Genomic DNA, 18,131 nt, shown 5'->3' on the forward strand with positions numbered 1-18,131 from the left:
GGTATTCTGAGTCGTACTGAATTAACAGAGAAGGGTGAGGAATAACCTCACCCTTTTGACATCTGAGGTTTTATGTCTGTAGTAATCAGCGATGCCTGGCGTCAGCGTTTTGGCGGCACGGCACGTCTATATGGTGAAAAAGCCCTGCAGCTGTTTGCGGATGCGCATGTCTGCGTCGTGGGGATTGGCGGTGTTGGCTCCTGGGCGGCGGAAGCGCTGGCGAGAACCGGCATTGGCGCGATCACGCTGATTGATATGGATGACGTTTGCGTCACCAACACCAACCGTCAAATCCATGCCCTGCGCGATAACGTCGGGCTGGCGAAATCTGAGGTGATGGCGGAGCGTATTCGCCTGATTAACCCGGAATGCCGCGTGACGGTGATTGATGACTTTGTGACGGCAGATAACGTCGCCGAATACATGAGTAAAGGATACAGCTATGTCATCGACGCTATCGACAGCGTGCGTCCAAAAGCGGCGTTGATTGCCTACTGTCGGCGTTACAAGGTTCCTCTGGTTACCACCGGGGGGGCTGGCGGGCAAATCGATCCCACGCAGATTCAGGTGGCCGATTTGGCAAAGACGATTCAGGACCCGCTGGCGGCCAAGCTGCGCGAGCGCTTAAAAAGCGATTTTAACGTCGTGAAAAACAGTAAAGGCAAGCTGGGCGTTGACTGTGTCTTTTCGACTGAAGCCTTAGTCTACCCGCAGGCTGACGGTTCGGTGTGTGCGATGAAAAGCACGGCGGAAGGGCCAAAAAGGATGGATTGTGCCTCAGGCTTTGGTGCGGCCACCATGGTGACCGCCTCTTTCGGCTTTGTAGCCGTCTCTCACGCCCTGAAGAAAATGATGGCGAAGGCGGAACGTCAGGCCTGAGCCTGACGCGCGGCATCCTGTACCGCCTCACTGAGTGCGACCAGGCCCTGACCGCGCGAGGCGCTGAGCTGCGCCCGTAGCCCCAGCTCATCGAACAATGCCAGCGGCGAGTGCGTCAGCAGCTCCGCCGCGCTTTTCCCTTCCACGGCGGTTAACAGTACCGCCAGCAGCCCGCGAACGATACGCCCTTCGCTGTCGCCAAAGAAATGCAGTTTTTCACCGGATACCGTGCATCCCAGCCAGACGCGGTTCTCGCAGCCGGAAATCTCTTTCGCCTGCGCTTTGCGTTCGTCTGACAGCGCCGGCAACTGCTTGCCGAGCAGGATCAGCTGGCGATATTTGTCTTCCCATTGCAACAGCGGGGCGAAAGTCTGTTTTAAGGTCTCTTCTGTGATAACCGTGCCAAATGGATGTTCGGCTAACGCTGAACTCGTCATTAATCCACCAGTATTTCAAGGGCGCGGTCAACGGCATCAACCAGCGCATCCACATCGCTTTGCGTATTATACGGCGCAAACGACGCACGCAGCGTACCGCTAACACCCAGCGCGGCCAGTAATGGTTGCGCGCAGTGCTGGCCGGCACGCAGGGCAATGCCATACCCGGCAAGCAGCGTAACCATATCGCTATGATGAACGCCGGCAAAATCAAAGGCCAGCAGGCTTGAGTCCTGCACGCGGAACGATCGAAAACCCGGACGTTTCTGCAGCGCTTCTTCTGCAAGCGTCGCCAGACCCCGGCTCCAGCGTTCTGCCTGAGCGATATCCGTTTCAGCCAGCCATTCAAGCGCGGCGCTGAGGCCGATGACGCCTGCGACGTTCGGCGTTCCGGCTTCCAGACGGTAAGGGACATCCTGAGTTTTAAAGCCCTCAAAGGTCACCTCGGTGATCATTTTTCCTCCCCCAAGCCACGGCGTCATTTGCGCCAGCAGGACCGGTTTTCCGTACAGCACCCCGATCCCGGTTGGGCCATACAGCTTATGTCCTGAGAAGGCATAGAAATCAATATCCAGCTTTTGTACATCAGCGGGGAAATGCACCACGCCCTGGGCACCGTCGACCATCACCACCATGTCGTTGGCGTGGGCCACGTCGATGGCCAGAGCCAGATCCGGGCAACCCCCTGTGACGTTCGACATTTGTCCGAGTGCCAGAATGCGGCTGCGGGGGGTAATGAATTCAGATAAGCGCGCTACGTCTGGCAGAAGATCTGCACCCAGCGGCAGTTTCACAATGCGCGCGCCCGTTTGCTCAGCCACCATCAGCCACGGAACCAGGTTGGCGTGGTGTTCTGCCTCACTGACAATAATTTCATCGCCGGGCTTTAGCCGCGGGCGCGCATAGCACTGGGCCACCATGTTAATGGCTTCAGTTGTGCCTCGCGTCCAGACGATGTTTTTCCCGCTTTCGGCGTTGATCAGGCGTGCGACCTGATCGCGTGCGGCTTCATAGCGCGCGGTTAATCGCTGTGCTTCGGCAAACTGGCTACGGTGCACGTTCCCGGCGCTCAGGCTGTAGAACTGCTGCGTCGCCTCAATGACTGCCTGAGGCTTAAGGGCGGTGGCAGCGCTATCAAGGTAAATACCGGCATCGGCCAGCGCCGGGAACTGTGCGCGAAACTGCGCGGGACTGAAAGCGTTCATGGAATTCCTCATCTCAATAGTGAGATCGTCGCGCAATTTCATCGGCAGGGCAAGGAGGTTGATATCTATCAGATTTGTCTGCTAATCCTTACTTATCCTGGCGACTCTGAAAAAGCAGGTTATGCTAAATAAGGTTAGGTGAATGTTTAAGCCTGTTATAAATCGATGTTTGAATAGCATTAATTGCTAAAGGAGAATAAGCATGAAAAAGACAGCCGCCATTATCTCTGCCTGTGCGTTGACCTTTGCCCTGAGCGCCTGTTCCGGTAACAACTACGTAATGCATACTAACGATGGCCGTTCTATCGTCTCTGAAGGGAAACCGACAACCGATAACGACACCGGTATGATTTCGTATAAAGATGCGAACGGGAATAAGCAGCAGATTAATCGCACTGACGTGAAGGAAATGAAAGAAATCGAGCATTAATCGATCGCAGGCGAAAAAAAAGCACCGCAAATTGGCGGTGCTACATTAATCACTATGGACAGACAGGGTAAATGTACAGGAAGTGAAAAATTGGTAGCGTTGCTACCGTGGTCTGAATCGCAGACCAATTGCAAACACAACAACACAACATCACAACCGTAAGCCAAAAGCCCTTCAGAACACGCATTCCGAAAAAAGCTCTTCGTTCCGGCTCAGGAAGTGCCGCCACTATAGGTATTTGCTGGTAGTTCCTCAACGGACAAATTATAATGGCTCAGATAAAAAAAACTAATAGGTTAAACATTGTTTCCTGTTTGTTAAATCTCGTTAACATCTAAGCCAGATAACCATGTCGAAGCGATTGCCACCCCTAAATGCATTACGTGTTTTTGATGCAGCAGCACGTCACCTGAGTTTCACGCGCGCAGCCGATGAGCTTTTTGTGACACAGGCCGCAGTAAGTCACCAAATCAAGTCTCTGGAGGATTTCCTGGGCCTTAAGCTGTTCCGTCGGCGCAACCGTTCATTACTGTTGACCGAAGAGGGGCAGAGCTATTTTCAGGATATTAAAGAGATTTTTTCCCAGCTCACGGAAGCCACGCGCAAGCTGCAGGCCCGCAGTGCAAAAGGCGCGTTGACGGTAAGTTTATTACCCAGTTTTGCCATTCAGTGGCTGGTGCCAAGACTCACAAGCTTTAACTCAGCTTATCCGGGAATCGACGTTCGAATCCAGGCGGTGGACCGTCAGGAAGACAAGCTGGCCGATGATGTGGACGTCGCCATTTTTTATGGCCGCGGTAACTGGCCAGGCTTGCGTGTCGAAAAATTATACGCAGAATATCTGCTGCCGGTCTGTTCACCGCTGCTCTTAACGGGCGAAAAGGCGCTGAAGACCCCCGCTGACCTGGCGCGACATACGCTTTTACATGATGCTTCTCGCCGTGACTGGCAAACTTATACCCGTCAATTAGGTCTTAATCATATAAACGTGCAGCAGGGCCCCATTTTTAGCCACAGCGCAATGGTGTTACAGGCTGCCATTCACGGGCAAGGCGTGGCGTTGGCGAATAACGTCATGGCGCAGTCCGAAATTGAGGCAGGCCGTCTGGTTTGTCCATTTAATGATGTGCTGGTCAGCAAGAACGCGTTTTATCTGGTTTGTCATGACAGTCAGGCAGAACTGGGTAAAATAGCCGCTTTCCGACAGTGGATTCTGGCGAAAGCGGCGAGTGAGCAAGAAAAATTCCGCTTCAGGTATGAACAGTAACTTTTGTGTGCCGGGCACGCATCACTTTAGGATTTAAACATGACCAGCCGATTCATGCTGATTTTTGCCGCGGTGAGTGGCTTTATTTTTGTTGCACTGGGCGCCTTTGGCGCACATGTATTAAGCAAGTCGTTGGGGGCGGTAGAAATGGGCTGGATCCAGACCGGCCTTGAATACCAGGCATTCCACACGCTGGCGATTTTTGGCCTGGCGGTGGCAATGCAGCGCCGCATCAGCATCTGGTTTTACTGGAGCAGCGTATTCCTGGCGTTAGGCACCGTGTTGTTCAGCGGTAGTCTGTACTGCCTGGCGCTTTCGCATTTACGCCTGTGGGCGTTTGTTACACCTGTTGGCGGCGTCAGCTTCCTGGCAGGTTGGGTATTAATGTTTATCGGAGCCATCCGTCTGAAACGCAAGGGCGTTGTTCATGAATAAGGTTGTTTTATATTGTCGCCCGGGGTTTGAGAAAGAGTGCGCCGCGGAAATTACTGATAAAGCGGCGAAGCGCGAAGTCTTTGGCTTTGCACGCGTTAAAGATAATGCCGGCTACGTCGTATTCGAGTGCTATCAGCCTGAGGATGCGGATAAACTCGCGCGTGAGCTGCCGTTCAGCTCACTGATCTTCGCTCGCCAGATGTTTGTCGCCGGTGAACTGTTAAAAGATCTTCCGCCGGAAGACCGCATCACGCCGGTTGTGGGTATGCTGCAGGGCGTCGTGGAAAAGGGTGGCGAGCTGCGTGTTGAAGTCGCGGACACCAACGAAAGCAAAGAGCTGATGAAGTTCTGCCGTAAGTTCACCGTACCGCTGCGCGCTGCACTGCGTGACGCAGGCGTGCTGACAAACTACGAAACGCCAAAACGTCCGGTGGTGCATATATTCTTTATCGCCCCCGGCTGCTGCTATACGGGTTACTCCTACACCAACAACAACTCTCCCTTCTTCATGGGCATTCCGCGGCTGAAATTCCCTTCAGATGCGCCAAGCCGTTCGACCCTGAAGCTGGAAGAGGCGTTCCACGTGTTTATCCCGGCGGATGAGTGGGATGAGCGTCTGGCGAACGGCATGTACGCGGTCGATCTCGGCGCGTGTCCGGGCGGCTGGACCTATCAACTGGTGAAACGCAACATGTGGGTCTCTTCGGTTGATAACGGCCCGATGGCCCAGAGCCTGATGGATACCGGACAGGTCACCTGGCTGCGTGAAGATGGTTTCCGCTATCGTCCCACCCGCAACAACATCTCCTGGATGGTATGCGATATGGTTGAGAAGCCGGCAAAAGTGGCCGCGCTGATGGCCTCCTGGCTGGTGAACGGCTGGTGCCGTGAGACTATCTTTAACCTCAAGCTGCCGATGAAAAAGCGCTATGAGGAAGTCTCGCAAAACCTGGCCTATATCCAGGCGCAAATGGATGAGCACGGCATTAACGTGGAGATTCAGGCGCGCCAGCTGTATCACGACCGCGAAGAAGTGACGGTGCACATTCGTCGCTGGTGGGCTGCTGTCGGTGGACGTCGCGACGAGCGATAATACGCGTTACATTGCCCGGTGGCGTTTTGCTTGCCGGGCGATTCATCTGAAAACGATTTAACGTTCTAAGCGCAACTGCTGCAAGTTCCCGTCCAGCTGTAAATCCGTCTGTAACGTCGCCACATCCCGGCAGATAAAGGCCATCTCTTTATGCGCCTCCAGCTTCTTACGCCATTTTTCCGGGACCTCGTCCAGCCTGGCGTAAATCCCTTCCAGACTCTGAAAATCCGTCAGCAGCTGGGCGGCACTCTTCGGCCCGATGCCTGCCACTCCCGGAACCTTCGAGCTGCTTATTCCGGCCAGCCCCCAGTAGTCAGGAAGTTGTTCCGGCGAGACGCCAAACTCACTGGCGATAAAGGGGGCATCAAGCCAGCGCTTCTGGAAGTAATCGCGGATGCGGACGGTGGGCGAAAGCAGCTGGCAGTAGCCTTTATCGGTTGAGACGATGGTGGCCTGATGCCCGGCGTTCGCGACCTTGACGGCTAACGTGGCGGCCAGGTCATCGGCTTCATTACCATGGGCTCCCCAGCAGGGAACGCCGCGCTGTTCAAAGGCGGCGCGAATGGCCGGCATTTCGGCATGCAAATCGTCAGGCATCGGTGCGCGCCCGGCCTTGTAGTCGGGAAGGCGCTGGTGTCGCCAGCCGCTGTTACGCGCTTCGTCATCAAAAACGGCAACCACATGGGTCGGTTCGCTATGGCGGATAAGTTGCTCCAGCGCGTGCAGACACGTGTCCTTACAGGGCGTACCTTGCACCGCATGGATCCGGCGAATGAGGTTGAGCGCATCGACGATAAGCAAATGAACAGCCACAGATAATCTCCCTTCTGTTTAATGGGGGAAGGGTAACATTGTCAGCGGTGGGAAACTATGTGCGGCGGGGAAAACAGGAAGAAGCCTCGCAAAACGAGGCTTCCTGAAAGGCTTAATCGCAGGTCACGATCTTCATCGCCAGGCCGCCGCGAGATGTTTCGCGGTATTTGGCGTTCATATCTTTACCTGTTTCGTACATGGTTTCGATAACTTTATCGAGGCAAACGCGCGGTTCACTGGTACGACGCAGCGCCATACGTGCGGCGTTGACCGCCTTCACGGAGGCGATGGCGTTCCGCTCGATGCAAGGCACCTGTACTTGTCCGGCAACCGGGTCGCAGGTCAGTCCCAGGTTATGTTCCATGCCGATTTCAGCCGCAATACAGACCTGTGTCGGGCTTGCGCCCAGCAGTTCTGCCAGACCCGCCGCAGCCATGGAGCAGGCGACGCCCACTTCACCCTGACAGCCTACTTCTGCACCGGAAATGGAGGCGTTCATCTTGTACAGTGAACCAATCGCACTGGCGACCAGCAGGTAGCGTGCCAGCGAGTTGGCGTTCACTTCGCGGATAAACTTGTCGTAGTACGCCAGTACCGCCGGAACGATACCGCAGGCGCCGTTAGTCGGTGCTGTCACCACGCGGCCACCCGCAGCGTTCTCTTCGTTTACCGCCAGCGCGAACATATTGATCCAGTCAACGACCGCCATAGGGTCCGTGGTCGTTTTGTCGGTGCTCACGAGCATACGACGCAGCGCTGCCGCACGGCGTGGTACGCGAAGCTTACCGGGCAGAACGCCTTCGGTAGTGATCCCGCGTTCGATACCGCCGCGCATGACTTCCCAGACGCTGGTGAAGTGCTGCTCCAGTTCCGCTTTGCTGTGCAAGGCCAGCTCGTTTTTCATCATCAGGCCGGAAAGGGAGAGCCCCGTTTCCTGGCAGTGACGCTGAAGATCCGCCGCGGTTTTGTACGGATAAGGCACGTCAACGGAAGATGTGCTGGTTTCACCAAAGTGGTCTTCGTCGACGATAAACCCGCCGCCGATAGAGTAGTAAGTCTGGCTGTATACCGCTTTGTCGCCTGCCAGTGCGGTAATACGCATTCCGTTTTCGTGCAGTGACAGGTTGTCAGCATGGAAATTCATGCAATGATCAACCGGGAATTCCACTTCATGTTCGCCATTTGCCAGCAGCAGGCGACCGTGGGTATTGACGTCCTGGATGAAACCAGGGATCGCATCAATATCAACGGTATCCGGCAGGTTTCCTGCCAGGCCCATGATAATGGCGATATCGGTATGGTGACCCTTACCTGTCAGGGAGAGAGAGCCGTACACATCGACAACCACGCGGGTTACGTCGTGCAAAATGCCGCGCGCAATCAAGTCATCCGTGAACTGCTTACCGGCTTTCATTGGTCCGACGGTGTGAGAGCTGGAAGGACCAATACCGATTTTGAAAATATCGAATACGCTAATCATGATGCGTCCATTGCTTTCAGTCAGAGGGGGAGGAGTGCGCCGTCCTGAGACGGCGCGGGTGATAATCAGAACATGGTGTACAGGGAGTAGAAGATTGCGGAGATAGCGATAAGCCCCATGATAACCACGAAGATATTGCTAATCTGACCGCTGTACTTGCGCATGGCAGGTACTTTCTGAATCGCGTACATCGGCATCAGGAACAGAATCATCGCGATAACCGGGCCGCCCAGGGTTTCAATCATGCCCAGGATGCTTGGGTTCAGCGTGGCAACTGCCCAGGTGGTGACCAGCATGAACAGCGCGGTCATCTTGTTCAGTTTGTTGACTTCAATGCTCTTGCCTTTACCGCGCAGAGATTTAATCACCATACCGTTGAAGCCTTCACGTGCGCCCAGGTAGTGGCCGAGGAAGGATTTGGTAATGGCGATGATCGCGATGATAGGGGCCATCCACGCGATGACCGGTGCGTTAAAGTGGTTCGCCAGGTAAGACAGAATAGTGATGTTCTGCTCTTTCGCTGCCGCCAGATCCGCCGGGGAGAGGCTCAGTACACAGCTGAAGACGAAGAACATAACGGTCAGCACCATCATGATGTGCGCACGCGCCAGGATGCTGGAGCACTTCTTCTCTGCACCGTCGCCGTACTCTTCACGCTTCGCCACGGCGAAGGAGGAGATGATCGGTGAGTGGTTAAAGGAGAATACCATCACCGGGATCGCCAGCCACAGGGTCATCAGCAGGCCGTTACCGGTTACAGATGCGCTGCTCAGGGAGAGCGTTTCCAGCGCGGCACCGTGCCACTGTGGAATCAGATACAGCGCCAGTACCATCAGTGCAGCCACAAACGGGAACACCAGGATGCTCATCGCTTTCACGATCATCTGCTCACCGAAACGGACAATGGTCATCATGCCCACAATCAGGATCAGAGACAGAATGGCACGCGGTGGTGGCGTCATGTGCAGCTGGTGCAGCATGAAGCTTTCAACGGTGTTAGTGATTGCAACGCTGTAAACCAGCAAAATAGGGTAAATCGCGAAGAAGTAGAGCAGGGTAATCAGTTTACCTGCGCCCACGCCGAAATGTTCTTCAACGACTTCAGTAATGTCTTCGCCAGGATTTTTACCGGACAGCACGAAGCGGGTCAGGCCGCGGTGCGCAAAGTAGGTCATCGGGAAGGCAATGATAGCCATGATGATCAGCGGAATCAGACCGCCGACGCCTGCGTTAATAGGAAGGAACAATACACCAGCGCCGATAGCTGTGCCGTAAAGGCCAAGCATCCACATGGTATCTGATTTGCGCCAACCACTTCGGGATTCAATCGAAGCAACGGTGCTGGTTTGAGTGGTTTCCATCTGTATCTCCTGGAGGAAGCAAATTGTCAGGTTTGTAGTCAAATCCGATGAAAAAGTGCCTGACGGTAATATGAAATTCGTTCAGTGACGGTTTTTTAATAATTTTCGCCCGTAACTATTGGCGGGCGGAAAGATACATTCTCGTTATGAATCTATCAGTGATCCCGATCCCAATTGCAATAATCCACTTTTGATGTGGGCATCTTTAGACCATTTATCTATTAAAAAAACATCGAAGAGGATTTACGGGCGCGAAGGCTACCATCAACAACATGTGAGCTAAAAGAGCACCCGCGAAGATAGGTGTCTTACGCTGTAAAGAAATGGGTTTTTAGGATTTTCTGGCAGGTAATTTAGTTTAAGGCTGATAATTTACGGTTGTAAAAACGAGGTAATCGTTTGCGTGGCATCAGAGTTTGTAAAAGGTATAAGCAATATCTATGAGTTGTTTCGGTAATAAAAAAGCCGGGCCCCACAACATCGTGACCCGGCTTTTATCAGGAGAGTGAAAATGTTACGTGCAGATTTCGTAGCAAGGAATGTACGCTGACCCGGGTAGCTTCATGCGGTGCTGGGCAACAAAGCCCTGCAGCATGTCATCCATGCGGCGCATCATTTCGCGATCGCCATGGATCTTATACGGACCATACTTCTCGATAGCACGGATACCCATCTCTTTCACGTTACCCGCCACGATGCCGGAGAAGGCGCGTCGCAGGTCGGCAGCCAGGACTTCTACCGGCTGGTCCGGGTACAGTTTCAGGTTGGCCATGTTTTCGTGCGAGGGTTCGAACGGGATCTGCAGGTCCGGCGCGATGCGGATTGACCAGTTAAAGCTGTAGGCATCTCCGGTGTCGCGACGGTTCTCTTTTACCAGCGGCATCGCTTTTTTCATCTGACGCGCCACTTCTGCCGCATCGTCAATGATGATGCGATAGTGACGACGCGCGGTTTCCCCCAGCGTATGCACGATAAACTCGTCCAGTACGCGGAAGTAGTCAGCGCTCTCTTTCGGCCCGGTCAGGATCAACGGCAGAACCTGATCTTTGTTAGCCGGGTTCATCAGAATACCCAGCAGGTAGAGCAGCTCTTCTGCGGTTCCCACGCCGCCCGGGAAGATGATTATCCCGTGGGCGATACGGACAAACGCCTCAAGGCGTTTCTCGATATCCGGCATAATAATCAGTTCGTTAACCAGCGGGTTAGGTGGCTCAGCGGCGATGATCGACGGCTCGGTCATGCCGATAAAGCGCCCTTCTTTGTAACGCTGCTGAGCGTGTCCCACTGCCGCGCCTTTCATTGGCGCTTCCATCGCCCCGGGACCACAGCCGGTACAGATATTCAGCTCACGCAGGCCGAGTTGGTTACCCACCCGACGGGCATAGAGATATTCGGTTTCGTTAATCGAGTGACCACCCCAGCAGACGACCATATTAGGGGCTTCGCCCACATGCAGGGCGCGGGCGTTACGTAAAATGGAGAACACCAGATTGGTGATATGTACCGAGCTTTCCAGGTCGAGATGCTGGAAGCGGCCTGCGTTGTGGATCTGCCCGTTAACAAACAGGATGTCACGCAGCACGGCAAACAGGTTGGCCTGAAGGGAGCGAATGATGCGCCCGTCCACAAAGGCCTCTTCCGGCGGGTTGATCACTTCAAGTTTCACGCCACGCTCGCGGCGCAGCACGTTGATATCAAAGCTTTCGAAGCGGGACAGCAGCTCTTTACTGTTGTCGGTCAGGCTTCCGGAGTTCAGTACGGCAAGTGAACAGTTACGAAACAATTGATAAAGATCGCTGCTGGCCGTGCGTTTAAGCATGTCCACTTCCAGCTGCGACAACATATCCATTGAGCCAAGAGGGCTAATATGTGTAATCAAGTGAGCTCCTTACGGGACGATTATCGTCTTTCCCTGTTGATTACAATAGCCCTGGCTTACGACGTTTCACAACCTAAAGCGCGGAATAGACCGCGCATATTGCGAAAATATTTAGGTTACTGGCGTACAAGACGGCCGGTGGCAGGCACAAAGTCCGTGTTGGTGCGCCATGGATTGATATCCAGACCACCACGGCGGGTGTAGCGCGCATAAACGCTTAACGTTTCGGGATGACAGAAACGCTGAATATCATTAAAGATGCGCTCCACGCACTGCTCGTGGAATTCGTTGTGATGTCGGAACGACACCAGGTAGCGCAGCAGTTTTTCCCGGTCAATCTTCGGACCGCGATACTGGATCTGCACGGAGCCCCAGTCCGGCTGATGGGTGATCAGGCAGTTGGATTTCAGTAAATGACTTACCAGCGTCTCTTCAACGATCTTTCCGCTTGCCGCATTTTCGAGGTAATCGGTACTGAATTCGTAATTATCCACTGCGATATCCTGATCGTCGATGCAGGTGCCGTTGAAGTGGGCAACAGGCTGCCCTTCCAGCTCATTCAGACGATAGAGTGACACGCTCACCTTGCCCTGTGCGCAGGCGCTTAAATCCCGCTCCAGGGTATGCTGAACCTCTTCCTGACTGTCGAATTTGGTCTGGTTAAAGCTGTTGAGATAGAGCTTAAAGCTTTTGGATTCCACCAGGTTCTGGCTGGCATAATCCAGTTCAACATGGCCCACTGCGACCTGCGGCAGACCGCGGGCGTTGAGCCAGGAAAGCTCGTAGAGCGTCCAGATATCACCGCCAACAAACGGCAGCGCGTCAGCGCGCAGGCCCAGAGGATCGCGATTCAGACTGCGCGGTACGCCCTGCAGCAGGCTTGCATCGTAGGTGTCGCGGTAATCGGTCGATTTACCCAGCGTTAAGCCCGTTAACGCCTGATGATTTTCGTAAGACATGTTTCATAGTCACTTTACAGGTACACTTATGGGCTGAGTTTATCCTGTCTTACAAGAAGAGAGAAATCGGTGGACATCGAAACTGCAAATGCCCTCACTGCCTTCACGACCCGCTATTGCGATGCATGGCATGAAACGCACGGCACTTGGCCGCAAAGCACTGACTTATATGGTGTACCTTCGCCATGTATTATCTCTTCTCCGGATGATTACGTTATCTGGCAACCGCAATCCCCGACGGGTGAGCAAAATGTAAATGCGGTTGAACGGGCAATGGACATTGTGGTACAACCAGCGGTTCACGCGTTTTATACCACGCAATTTGCAGGGGATATGCCTGCGCGATTTGCTGATATCACGCTGACGCTGTTGCAGACCTGGAGTGAAGACGATCTGCAGCGTGTTCAGGAAAACCTGATTGGTCATCTGGTCACGCAAAAACGCCTTAAGCTTTCTCCGACGCTCTTTATTGCCACGCTGGACAGTGAACTGGACGTTATCTCAGTCTGCAACCTGTCTGGTGAAGTGGTTAAAGAGACCATCGGTACCCGCAATCGCGAGACTCTCGCCCCCTCACTTGCGGAATTCCTCACCCGACTTGAGCCACTTCTGTAATCCACGATGCTATCGCACGTGTGAGAGATCTCTTACAGAGTTGTGAGAGATCGCTGGATCATTCAGTATTGCCTTATTTAATTAAGATTAACATTACTCTATTTTTCAATATGTTAATGAGCTATCGCCGCGTCCAGGGGGGCACGGGACGGCTTACAGCGCTGCCAGCATGGGTTGTAAGACGAAGCAGAATAGCGGATTCTAGTTGTGTCGACAGGATGCCGACACGAGAAACGAACATCAGGATGATGGCGTTTCTCACCAGGAACACGTCAGGATGACGCTGCAGGAAGGCTTCAGGATGAAGCAAAAGGATCGCGCAGGATGCGTAAGGGACACCTCCAGGAAGGGAGAATGAGAGCCGGTCAGGATGGTCGGTGGGTCAGGATGGCCAGGACGTTTCAGGATGAAACAAACACATCAGGACGATGTGAGCAGGATGCATAAGGTGAAGGATGACCAGGCCTTCGGGCTTCAGGAAAAGTTGTCACGGATGAGCAGGGAGCACGAATTGTAGCTGGATTGCTGCGGAACGAACCGGGAGCACTGTTTTTACAGTGCTCCCTTTTTTTATTTCTGCCTCCTGCAATGCTATGCTGCGCGCCGTTCACTTTTTCAGTTGAGGTTACTATGACGCAACACGATAGCGTTCGTGCCCGGTTGCACGCCATCGAGGCATTATTGCGCCAACATCAGCTGTGGCAGGAGACCGCGCCGCAGCCAGAAGCCTTCGCAAGCACTCAGCCGTTCTGTCTGGATACGCTGGCACCGTTCGAATGGCTCCAGTGGGTATTAATTCCGCGCATGCACGCGCTGCTCGACGGCGGCCACCCGCTGCCGCAGGCGTTCGCTGTTGCGCCTTATTATGAAATGGCGCTGGACGCGACCCACCCTGCGCGCGATGTCATGCTGATTGAGCTGGAAAAGCTGGATGCTGTGTTTGTCGGTGAAGATGCATGACGCTTGAGATCCTCTATCAGGATGAGTGGCTGGTCGCGGTAAACAAACCGTCTGGCTGGCTGGTGCACCGAAGCTGGCTGGACCGCGATGAAAAAGTGGTGGTGATGCAAACCGTGCGCGACCAGATTGGTCAGCACGTCTTTACGGCTCATCGTCTCGACAGGCCAACCTCCGGTGTGTTGCTGATGGGGCTTTCCAGCGAAGCGGGCCGCCTGCTGTCGCAGCAGTTTGAACAGCACCAGATCCAGAAACGCTACCACGCGATCGTTCGTGGCTGGCTGACGGAGAGCGCCACGCTCGATTATCCGCTGGTGGAAGAGCTGGACAAAATTGCCGATAAATTTGCCCGCGATGACAAAGGCCCGCAGCCTGCCGTGACGGATTACCGCGGCATGGCCACCACGGAAATGCCGGTGGCAACCAGCAAGTTTCCGACCACCCGCTACAGTCTGGTTGAGCTGTTGCCCAAAACCGGGCGCAAACACCAGCTCCGCCGTCATCTGAAACATCTGCGTCATCCGATTATCGGTGACAGCAAGCACGGCGATTTGCGCCAGAACCGCAGTGCTGCCGAACATTTTGGCTGCGACCGCCTGATGCTGCATGCCAGTGAACTGAGCCTGACGCACCCGTTTACCGGCGAACCGCTGACTCTCTATGCGGGGCTGGATAACGTCTGGATGCAGGCCCTGTCACAGTTTGGCTGGCTGGGGCAACTCCCCGAAAATGAAAGGGTTGAGTTTGTATCGGGCAACGTTCAGGATGAACAGCAAGCGCAATAATCAAGGAAATACATCATGGCTGAAGTGGGCATTTTTGTCGGCACAATGTACGGCAACTCGCTGCTGGTAGCAGAAGAGGCTGAGGCGATACTCGCAGGTCAGGGCCATAAAGCCACGGTCTATGAAGACCCGGAACTGGCAGACTGGGAAAAGTACAAAGATAAATACATTCTGGTGGTTACCTCCACTACCGGGCAGGGCGATCTGCCGGACAGCATCGTGCCGCTTTTCCAGGCAATCAAGGATCAGCTTGGCTATCAGCCAGATGTTCACTACGGCATCATTGCTCTGGGCGACAGTTCTTACGCCAATTTCTGTGGTGGCGGTAAGCAGTTCGATGCGCTTTTGCAGGAACAGAGCGCGCAACGCGTCGGTGAAATGCTGCTGATTGATGCCGGTGAACACCCTGAGCCAGAGAGTGAATCGAACCCGTGGGTTGAACACTGGGCCACGCTGCTTAAATAACCCTCTGGCCGGGCAGCCCTTCGCATACCCGGGCCCCCGCGCCCACGTGGCGCGAGCGCAAACACAAAACGGTAACGTCGGTTACCGTTTTGCTTTTCTCCCGCCTTCCGGCGAATTCCGTGAACTACCTTCCACTGCTTTGGGCTTATGCCCCAAACAACTTCTCATTGACCCCTCAATGTTGTGTTCATGCACGGTGAGGGACAGAGGCACTTCTCCCTATACTTTTCCGGTCAGTCATCAAAAAGGCAGTGCGCACTATAAAACGGCATCAAGCCGTACCAAAACTGCCAAATACTAACCCTCATTCTGGTTACCCTACCGGTGCTGTACAGAATGAACTGGCGAGAGCCTGGATTCAGGAGTGCAACAATGAGTACATTAAGCCACGCGGCGAGCAGCGCTGAGAAGCGCACAAATGCGCGCTACTGGATAGTGGTGATGCTGTTTATCGTCACATCCTTTAACTATGGTGACCGTGCCACGCTGTCGATTGCCGGTTCTGAAATGGCAAAAGACATCGGTCTTGATCCGGTTGGCATGGGCTACGTTTTCTCCGCATTTTCATGGGCCTACGTTATAGGCCAAATTCCTGGCGGCTGGCTGCTTGATCGTTTTGGCTCCAAACGCGTCTATTTCTGGTCCATCTTCATCTGGTCGGCATTTACCCTGTTGCAGGGCTTCGTCGATGTGTTCAACGGATTTGGCATCATCGTTGCGCTCTTCACCCTGCGCTTCCTGGTGGGCTTAGCCGAAGCACCTTCCTTCCCCGGTAACAGCCGTATTGTGGCGGCGTGGTTCCCGGCGCAGGAGAGGGGAACGGCGGTGGCAATTTTTAACTCTGCGCAATACTTTGCGACGGTGATCTTTGCACCCATTATGGGCTGGCTGACGCATGAAGTGGGCTGGTCACATGTCTTCTTCTTTATGGGTGGGCTTGGGATCATCATTAGCTTCGTCTGGCTGAAAGTGATCCACGAACCGAACCAGCATCCCGGCGTGAATAAAAAAGAGCTGGAATACATTGCTGAAGGCGGGGCGCTGATCAACATGGATCAGAAATCGGCAAAAGCAAAAGTGCCGTTCAGCCAGAAATGGGCGCAGATCAAACAGCTCGTCGGCTCGCGCATGATGATCGGCATCTATCTGGGCCAGTATTGCATTAACGCCTTAACTTACTTCTTCATCACCTGGTTCCCGGTTTACCTGGTGCAGGCGCGCGGGATGTCGATCCTGAAAGCGGGCTTTGTGGCGTCAGTCCCGGCTATCTGCGGTTTTGTAGGGGGCGTGCTGGGGGGCGTGATTTCCGACTGGCTGATGCGTCGTACAGGCTCTTTGAATATCGCGCGTAAAACGCCGATTGTGCTCGGTATGCTGCTCTCCATGACCATGGTGTTCTGTAACTACGTTAGCGCTGAGTGGATGATTATTGGCTTTATGGCGATGGCCTTCTTCGGTAAAGGGATCGGTGCCCTCGGCTGGGCGGTCATGGCGGATACCGCACCGAAAGAGATCAGCGGCCTGAGCGGTGGACTGTTCAATATGTTTGGCAACATCTCCGGGATTGTGACCCCCATTGCCATCGGCTACATCGTGGGAACCACCGGCTCCTTCAACGGCGCGCTGATTTACGTTGGCGTACACGCGCTGGTGGCGGTCCTGAGCTACCTGGTTCTGGTGGGTGATATCAAGCGCGTGGAACTTAAACCTGTAGTGGAGCGCGGCTGATGACGACTCAATCAAGCCCGGTGATTACCGACATGAAGGTCATACCGGTGGCCGGACAGGACAGTATGCTGCTCAACATCGGTGGCGCACATAACGCCTGGTTTACCCGTAATATCGTGGTGCTGACGGACTCCGCGGGCCACACCGGCGTTGGGGAAGCGCCGGGTGGCGAGGTTATCCACCAGACGCTGGTAGACGCCATTCCGCTGGTCGTCGGGAAAGAGGTAGCTCGCCTCAATAACGTGGTGCAGCGGGTGCACAAGGGCAATCAGTCGGCAGACTTTGACACGTTCGGCAAAGGCGCCTGGACGTTCGAACTGCGCGTCAACGCTGTCGCCGCGCTGGAGGCTGCGCTGCTTGATTTACTGGGTAAGGCGCTGAAGGTTCCGGTCTGCGAACTGCTGGGGCCAGGAAAACAGCGCGACGCGGTGACGGTGCTCGGTTATCTGTTTTATGTTGGCGATCGCAACAAAACCGACCTGCCTTATCTGGCGCATTCCCCTGGCGACCATGAGTGGTATCACCTGCGTCACCAGGAGGCACTTTCCGGTGAGGCGGTGGTTCGGCTGGCGGAAGCCGCGCAGGATCGCTACGGATTTAAAGATTTCAAGCTGAAAGGCGGCGTATTGCCCGGCGAGCAGGAGATTGAAACTGCCCGCGCGCTCAAAAAACGCTTCCCGGATGCGCGCATCACGGTGGATCCGAACGGTGCATGGCTGCTGGATGAGGCCATTGCCTTATGCAAAGGGCTGGACGACGTGTTGACCTACGCGGAGGATCCGTGCGGGGCCGAGCAGGGCTTCTCCGGTCGTGAAGTGATGGCGGAATTCCGGCGTGCCACTGGTCTACCGGTGGCCACCAATATGATCGCCACCAACTGGCGTGAAATGGGCCACGCGGTGATGCTGAACGCGGTCGATATTCCGCTGGCGGACCCGCATTTCTGGACACTCTCAGGTGCCGTTCGCGTCGCACAGCTCTGCGACGACTGGGGACTGACCTGGGGTTGTCACTCCAACAACCATTTCGACATTTCGCTGGCGATGTTTACGCACGTTGGCGCGGCGGCTCCGGGCAACCCGACCGCCATTGATACCCACTGGATTTGGCAGGAGGGAGAAGCCCGCCTGACGAAAGAACCGCTGGTAATCAAAAATGGCAAGATTGCCGTACCAGATGCACCGGGGCTGGGCGTTGAGCTTGACTGGGATCAGGTTCATCACGCGCATGAGGCGTATAAAAAACTGCCAGGCGGCGCGCGTAACGACGCGGGGCCGATGCAGTACCTGATCCCCGGCTGGACATTTGATCGTAAGCGCCCTGTTTTTGGACGTCACTGATAA

Annotated in this window: 18 protein-coding genes; 11 read left to right on the forward strand and 7 right to left on the reverse strand. The window is 54.6% G+C overall.

Going from position 1 to position 18,131, the window contains the following annotated elements:
* Positions 1-72 precede the first annotated feature (72 nt).
* On the forward strand, positions 73-879 hold the full coding sequence (gene tcdA / locus AC2FAP_RS12600; protein WP_006811804.1) for a tRNA cyclic N6-threonylcarbamoyladenosine(37) synthase TcdA: 807 nt from the start codon (positions 73-75) through the stop codon (positions 877-879).
* On the opposite strand, the gene csdE is transcribed toward tcdA, so the two are convergent.
* Both csdE and csdA read right to left on the reverse strand, forming a co-directional pair.
* Positions 870-1,316 carry a cysteine desulfurase sulfur acceptor subunit CsdE gene (gene csdE / locus AC2FAP_RS12605; RefSeq protein WP_014171435.1) on the reverse strand — a complete coding sequence of 149 codons (447 nt, stop codon included), beginning with the start codon at positions 1,314-1,316 and terminating at the stop codon, positions 870-872. The two genes, tcdA and csdE, sit on opposite strands and share 10 nt — an antisense overlap.
* On the reverse strand, positions 1,316-2,521 hold the full coding sequence (csdA, locus tag AC2FAP_RS12610; protein WP_449541297.1) for a cysteine desulfurase CsdA: 1,206 nt from the start codon (positions 2,519-2,521) through the stop codon (positions 1,316-1,318). The genes csdE and csdA overlap by 1 nt, the downstream gene beginning before the upstream one ends.
* Positions 2,522-2,723: 202 nt before the next feature.
* Here csdA and AC2FAP_RS12615 point away from each other — a divergent pair, with 202 nt between their 5' ends.
* The 4 genes from AC2FAP_RS12615 to rlmM all read left to right on the forward strand — a co-directional run bounded on the left by AC2FAP_RS12615 (position 2,724) and on the right by rlmM (position 5,746).
* Entirely contained in the window at positions 2,724-2,951 is a 228-nt protein-coding gene (locus tag AC2FAP_RS12615) for a YgdI/YgdR family lipoprotein (protein ID WP_003862759.1), read from the forward strand.
* 349 nt (positions 2,952-3,300) lie between these two features.
* A complete protein-coding gene (gcvA, locus tag AC2FAP_RS12620; RefSeq protein WP_014171433.1) occupies positions 3,301-4,218 on the forward strand; it encodes a glycine cleavage system transcriptional regulator GcvA in 918 nt (305 codons plus the stop codon).
* Between the two features lie 39 nt (positions 4,219-4,257).
* Positions 4,258-4,653, forward strand: a complete 396-nt coding sequence (locus AC2FAP_RS12625; RefSeq protein ID WP_008499646.1) for a DUF423 domain-containing protein — start codon at positions 4,258-4,260, stop codon at positions 4,651-4,653.
* Positions 4,646-5,746, forward strand: a complete 1,101-nt coding sequence (gene rlmM, locus AC2FAP_RS12630) for a 23S rRNA (cytidine(2498)-2'-O)-methyltransferase RlmM (RefSeq protein WP_025203351.1) — start codon at positions 4,646-4,648, stop codon at positions 5,744-5,746. The genes AC2FAP_RS12625 and rlmM overlap by 8 nt, the downstream gene beginning before the upstream one ends.
* Positions 5,747-5,803: 57 nt before the next feature.
* On the opposite strand, the gene xni is transcribed toward rlmM, so the two are convergent.
* From xni to queF, 5 genes are all read right to left on the reverse strand, one after another.
* Positions 5,804-6,559 (reverse strand): flap endonuclease Xni, encoded by a 756-nt coding sequence (xni, locus tag AC2FAP_RS12635; RefSeq protein ID WP_020883792.1) that lies wholly within the window; start codon positions 6,557-6,559, stop codon positions 5,804-5,806.
* A gap of 112 nt (positions 6,560-6,671) precedes the next feature.
* On the reverse strand, positions 6,672-8,039 hold the full coding sequence (locus AC2FAP_RS12640) for an L-serine ammonia-lyase (RefSeq protein WP_020883793.1): 1,368 nt from the start codon (positions 8,037-8,039) through the stop codon (positions 6,672-6,674).
* A 65-nt stretch (positions 8,040-8,104) separates the two neighbouring features.
* Positions 8,105-9,400, reverse strand: coding sequence for an HAAAP family serine/threonine permease (locus tag AC2FAP_RS12645; protein WP_333061514.1), 1,296 nt, complete (start codon positions 9,398-9,400; stop codon positions 8,105-8,107).
* A gap of 514 nt (positions 9,401-9,914) precedes the next feature.
* A complete protein-coding gene (gene ppnN / locus AC2FAP_RS12650; protein ID WP_014171428.1) occupies positions 9,915-11,279 on the reverse strand; it encodes a nucleotide 5'-monophosphate nucleosidase PpnN in 1,365 nt (454 codons plus the stop codon).
* 116 nt (positions 11,280-11,395) lie between these two features.
* On the reverse strand, positions 11,396-12,238 hold the full coding sequence (gene queF / locus AC2FAP_RS12655) for an NADPH-dependent 7-cyano-7-deazaguanine reductase QueF (RefSeq protein ID WP_032680380.1): 843 nt from the start codon (positions 12,236-12,238) through the stop codon (positions 11,396-11,398).
* Between the two features lie 69 nt (positions 12,239-12,307).
* Between queF and syd the strand changes: the two genes are divergently transcribed.
* The 6 genes from syd to AC2FAP_RS12685 all read left to right on the forward strand — a co-directional run bounded on the left by syd (position 12,308) and on the right by AC2FAP_RS12685 (position 18,128).
* Positions 12,308-12,853 (forward strand): SecY-interacting protein, encoded by a 546-nt coding sequence (gene syd, locus AC2FAP_RS12660; protein ID WP_040018897.1) that lies wholly within the window; start codon positions 12,308-12,310, stop codon positions 12,851-12,853.
* A gap of 630 nt (positions 12,854-13,483) precedes the next feature.
* A complete protein-coding gene (locus AC2FAP_RS12665; protein WP_020883797.1) occupies positions 13,484-13,813 on the forward strand; it encodes a YqcC family protein in 330 nt (109 codons plus the stop codon).
* Positions 13,810-14,595, forward strand: coding sequence for a tRNA pseudouridine(65) synthase TruC (truC, locus tag AC2FAP_RS12670; RefSeq protein ID WP_047366611.1), 786 nt, complete (start codon positions 13,810-13,812; stop codon positions 14,593-14,595). The genes AC2FAP_RS12665 and truC overlap by 4 nt, the downstream gene beginning before the upstream one ends.
* Before the next feature lie 15 nt (positions 14,596-14,610).
* On the forward strand, positions 14,611-15,060 hold the full coding sequence (locus AC2FAP_RS12675) for a flavodoxin (RefSeq protein WP_014171421.1): 450 nt from the start codon (positions 14,611-14,613) through the stop codon (positions 15,058-15,060).
* Between the two features lie 372 nt (positions 15,061-15,432).
* Positions 15,433-16,788 carry an MFS transporter gene (locus AC2FAP_RS12680; protein ID WP_020883799.1) on the forward strand — a complete coding sequence of 452 codons (1,356 nt, stop codon included), beginning with the start codon at positions 15,433-15,435 and terminating at the stop codon, positions 16,786-16,788.
* Positions 16,788-18,128: an enolase C-terminal domain-like protein gene (locus AC2FAP_RS12685; RefSeq protein WP_025203355.1), complete on the forward strand. Its 1,341-nt coding sequence runs from the start codon at positions 16,788-16,790 to the stop codon at positions 18,126-18,128. The genes AC2FAP_RS12680 and AC2FAP_RS12685 overlap by 1 nt, the downstream gene beginning before the upstream one ends.
* Positions 18,129-18,131 lie beyond the last annotated feature (3 nt).

The organism is Enterobacter cloacae complex sp. 394I7, from assembly GCF_057320345.1.

What these genes read in the sequence shown, in the direction of transcription:
- AC2FAP_RS12640 (WP_020883793.1), bottom strand. Translation starts at nt 8,039, where the DNA reads ATGATTAGCGTATTCGATATTTTCAAAATCGGTATTGGTCCTTCCAGC.
- AC2FAP_RS12685 (WP_025203355.1), top strand. Translation starts at nt 16,788, where the DNA reads ATGACGACTCAATCAAGCCCGGTGATTACCGACATGAAGGTCATACCG.
- AC2FAP_RS12680 (WP_020883799.1), top strand. Translation starts at nt 15,433, where the DNA reads ATGAGTACATTAAGCCACGCGGCGAGCAGCGCTGAGAAGCGCACAAAT.
- AC2FAP_RS12665 (WP_020883797.1), top strand. Translation starts at nt 13,484, where the DNA reads ATGACGCAACACGATAGCGTTCGTGCCCGGTTGCACGCCATCGAGGCA.
- csdE (WP_014171435.1), bottom strand. Translation starts at nt 1,316, where the DNA reads ATGACGAGTTCAGCGTTAGCCGAACATCCATTTGGCACGGTTATCACA.
- queF (WP_032680380.1), bottom strand. Translation starts at nt 12,238, where the DNA reads ATGTCTTACGAAAATCATCAGGCGTTAACGGGCTTAACGCTGGGTAAA.
- AC2FAP_RS12675 (WP_014171421.1), top strand. Translation starts at nt 14,611, where the DNA reads ATGGCTGAAGTGGGCATTTTTGTCGGCACAATGTACGGCAACTCGCTG.
- AC2FAP_RS12615 (WP_003862759.1), top strand. Translation starts at nt 2,724, where the DNA reads ATGAAAAAGACAGCCGCCATTATCTCTGCCTGTGCGTTGACCTTTGCC.
- truC (WP_047366611.1), top strand. Translation starts at nt 13,810, where the DNA reads ATGACGCTTGAGATCCTCTATCAGGATGAGTGGCTGGTCGCGGTAAAC.
- AC2FAP_RS12625 (WP_008499646.1), top strand. Translation starts at nt 4,258, where the DNA reads ATGACCAGCCGATTCATGCTGATTTTTGCCGCGGTGAGTGGCTTTATT.
- rlmM (WP_025203351.1), top strand. Translation starts at nt 4,646, where the DNA reads ATGAATAAGGTTGTTTTATATTGTCGCCCGGGGTTTGAGAAAGAGTGC.
- AC2FAP_RS12645 (WP_333061514.1), bottom strand. Translation starts at nt 9,400, where the DNA reads ATGGAAACCACTCAAACCAGCACCGTTGCTTCGATTGAATCCCGAAGT.
- gcvA (WP_014171433.1), top strand. Translation starts at nt 3,301, where the DNA reads ATGTCGAAGCGATTGCCACCCCTAAATGCATTACGTGTTTTTGATGCA.
- tcdA (WP_006811804.1), top strand. Translation starts at nt 73, where the DNA reads ATGTCTGTAGTAATCAGCGATGCCTGGCGTCAGCGTTTTGGCGGCACG.
- csdA (WP_449541297.1), bottom strand. Translation starts at nt 2,521, where the DNA reads ATGAACGCTTTCAGTCCCGCGCAGTTTCGCGCACAGTTCCCGGCGCTG.